This window comes from Phormidium sp. CCY1219 (assembly GCF_035615515.1).
Lineage (GTDB): Bacteria > Cyanobacteriota > Cyanobacteriia > Cyanobacteriales > Laspinemataceae > CCY1219.
Map to the genome: position 1 here is coordinate 1 of NZ_JAJENT010000345.1, position 3,233 is coordinate 3,233.

A 3,233-nucleotide genomic window follows, 5' to 3' on the forward strand; every position below is an offset into this window, starting at 1 on the left:
GGGGGAGAACTCCTCCCTACGCATAAATGACGAGGGTTTCCGTTCTCCCCCTTACCAACCCTAATTTCTGATGATGGGGGAATTTTTTTCAGGCGGGGGTTGACAAATGATGCGATTTGTGATAATAAACGCTCGGTGTGCAACGGGAAATGAATCTTGCCGCAGTGGGGAAAGAAAGGCAACGGTTCGGTTCGCGTTCCTGGAGGAAGTGCTTGGTTTTGGTCGCTTTGCACCTAACAGTAGGGGGGAGTAGGAAAAAAGAGGCGATCGCTGGCGGCAAGGTAGTGGCACAATAGTGTAGTAGTGGTGCAACTCGCTTTCATGCTTCCCCTAGCAGGAAGCAATCCGAAGATTTAGGCTTCGATAGCGCAATCGATCTAGCAATCTTGCCCTCCGAACCAAGCGGGTTGAAGAGGGGTCAACTGCGACGATTTTGCTAAACTACAAAAGCGAGGTAGGCAACTAGCGTAATAGGGAGGGCCCGTGATCCATATCGAGCAAAAAACCCACACGACCCAAGATGGAACCACCGTCATTGTTTTGGCACCAACGGGTCGCCTAGACATTACCACGGCATGGCAATTTCGCCTCAAATTGCAGGAGTGCATCTCTAAACTGAGTCGTCATATTGTGGTGAACTTGGGTCAAGTTAACTTTATTGACAGTTCTGGCCTCACGTCGCTAGTGGCAGGGATGCGCGATGCGGATAAAGTTAAAGGCAGTTTCCGCATTTGTAACGTTCATCCGGAAGCCAAATTGGTTTTTGAAGTCACTATGATGGATTCCGTTTTTGAAATCTTTGAGACGGAAGAAGAGGCTTTAGAAGGAGTGCCCCGCATTCCCAGCGCCTAAGTGGAATTTCGTCCAGGAATTGGCTAGGGTGGCCGCGGCCACAAAAACTGGAACTCCCCAACCGTTAAACTCCAGCCAGTTCGCCAGCAAAATCCTGACGCTTGGTGAAGCGGAATGGCCCTAGCACTGCGCCCCACAGCGCTTTTCCCGTGTTTGGGTCAATCCCTTTGTCATAGCTGAGAAATTCGGTGGGTGATGCCTCGAACCCGAGGTAAACTTGGCGAGTTTCCCCTTGATAGGTAAAGCAGCAGCGTGCCTGTGGGGGTAAGGATGCCAAAAAGCGAAAAGCCCCGTTACCGAGGGGTTGCTTGCTGACGGTGAGGGTACACCCAGGCAACCGTTCTATTTGCGCCTGGGTTAGCTGCCCGAGTCTCTCCGGTTGGCGACCGGCTCCCCGGAATTGGGCCGGATCTTTTAACATGTAATATTGGACTTCAAACTGGCAGCGATCGCCTGGGGTTTGCGGCTGCTCTCGGATTTGCATAATCCGAGGTCTGTAGGGCTGGTCTAGTTGGACGATGTTGGCTTGTTCGGCAAAGAAGGTAAGGCTGGGTTCGGAAAACAGGGGCGATCGAACGGGTCGCTGCCATAAGCGCAGGTGAACGTACCACGCGGGGTTTGCGATCGCTTGCTCTCGATTCTCAAATTCTCCCGCCAGGTAGCGCCCCAGGGTCAATAATTCTGGTGTCAGGGTCATCAGTTATTCCAAACTCTTTCCAATTGCATATTCACGGCTAAGATGGCCGCAGTCAGTGGCTTCGATCCTGCATTTTAAACGTTTCAATCCCAGACGGCGAGTGCGATCCCCACCCTGAGTATTGGCAAACGTCGGTCTTCGGGAGAGAATAGAAAAAAGTTCTATTTATTATCACGCTCTAAAACCGGGTAGTTCTACCGTTTTCCGAGGGAGAAGACTGGGCTACTCGGACAGTCCGAACCGATGAGTTTGGTTCGGCGCGAAGATTATCAGCTTGCGCTGAGTCGGTTTCCCAGTTCCAAGCAAAAACTGGGTTCCCTCACGGGGACTGAGGTCCCCAATTATTTTTCTTGCCCGCTCTTTCACGAGGCGGGATTTCCAGATGCCCAGAGGTTTTAGGTGAATAACGTCCGCACCGTATCAGATACCAAGCGAGCTTTTTACTCGATTCACACCCGTCCCATTAACTCCATTTACCGACGGGTGGTGGAAGAGTTAATGGTGGAAATGCATTTGCTTTCGGTGAATGTGGATTTTCAGTACAACCCTATCTATGGCTTGGGGGTTGTCACCTCATTTGACCGATTTATGCAAGGCTATCGACCCGACCGGGATAAAGAGTCGATTTTTCAAGCGCTTTGTCAGTCTTTGGAAGCTGACGCGCAACAGTATCGCCAAGATGCCGAATGGTTGCAGAATATGGCTGCCAATCATTCTGGAGAAGAAATGGTGGAGCTGTTGAGCCTGTCTGCAAATCCGGATATGGAGAGCGACTTCCAAGGAATCTTGCACGCGATCGCAAATAATCCGAAATTTAAGTACAGCCGTTTGTTTGCTGTGGGTCTGTTTACTTTACTCGAAAAGGCGGATCCCGAGCGGGTGACGAACGACCAAAAGCGTCAGGAAGCGTTGCACAAAATGACAAAGGCGCTCAATCTGCCGGCAGAGAAAATCCAAAAAGACCTGGAACTCTACCGCAGCAACTTGGAAAAAATCACCCAAGCGCGATTGGTAATGGAAGACATTCTGGCTGCCGATCGCAAAAAACGCGAAGAGCGAGAGCAACAAAAAGGTGCCGTCACCACGCCGCCTAGTTCCCCGGAGTAAGCGCCTTACCCACGCGCGACGCCTACCTGTGGTTAAGTTGGGCTACATCGCCCATGAACCGCACCCCAACTCATTGCCGCAATTCGATCGCCTCCCCTTGGGTGGGCGATCGCTTTTGCTGGCCATTTCTCCACAGGTTCCGCGATCGCTTTTCTTGCAGGCATTTAAACCTTTAAATTGCATTCCCTTGTCCCCTGCACATTGCCCGATTTTTTGCTTAGGGTGAAAACCGGGGAAATAGAAATTGCGGGGCGAAAATTCCCTTTTTTTTTCAGCCGTGATATAATAGAAAGCGAAGCTGAAATTATAGGTGCAAGCAGCGCCATTAAGCAATTTATGCAATGCATAAAAGCCATGCCTGCCGCTACGACTCCATTATAGCCAATATCCCCTTTTTTGTCAACCCCGACTCAGAAAAAGCCGGCGCAAAGCCCTTGCCGGATGACAGGGGTTTAGCGGTTTTCTGTTTTTATCTACGACTAGTACGAACATGAGTTGGCTATCTCCTGTTTCCAGGGTAAAGTTTGCCTCGAAGTTGTTAGGTGGTCGGTACTTTATTCAACACACTGGCTTAACC

At 50.6% G+C, this 3,233-nt stretch carries 4 protein-coding genes; 2 read left to right on the forward strand and 2 right to left on the reverse strand.

Annotated features, from left to right (window positions below; genetic code table 11):
* Positions 1–483 precede the first annotated feature (483 nt).
* On the forward strand, positions 484–852 hold the full coding sequence (locus tag LKK83_RS06125) for an STAS domain-containing protein (RefSeq protein WP_168569439.1): 369 nt from the start codon (positions 484–486) through the stop codon (positions 850–852).
* Positions 853–916: 64 nt separating this feature from the next.
* On the opposite strand, the gene LKK83_RS06130 is transcribed toward LKK83_RS06125, so the two are convergent.
* The gene (locus LKK83_RS06130; RefSeq protein ID WP_324630064.1) at positions 917–1,549 is read right to left on the reverse strand and encodes a chromophore lyase CpcT/CpeT; all 633 of its coding nucleotides are present in this window, start codon (positions 1,547–1,549) and stop codon (positions 917–919) included.
* Positions 1,550–1,948: 399 nt separating this feature from the next.
* Here LKK83_RS06130 and psb29 point away from each other — a divergent pair, with 399 nt between their 5' ends.
* Positions 1,949–2,656, forward strand: a complete 708-nt coding sequence (gene psb29, locus LKK83_RS06135) for a photosystem II biogenesis protein Psp29 (RefSeq protein WP_324630065.1) — start codon at positions 1,949–1,951, stop codon at positions 2,654–2,656.
* 42 nt (positions 2,657–2,698) lie between these two features.
* Here psb29 and LKK83_RS06140 read toward each other — a convergent pair whose 3' ends face one another.
* A complete protein-coding gene (locus LKK83_RS06140; RefSeq protein ID WP_324630066.1) occupies positions 2,699–2,839 on the reverse strand; it encodes a hypothetical protein in 141 nt (46 codons plus the stop codon).
* Positions 2,840–3,233 lie beyond the last annotated feature (394 nt).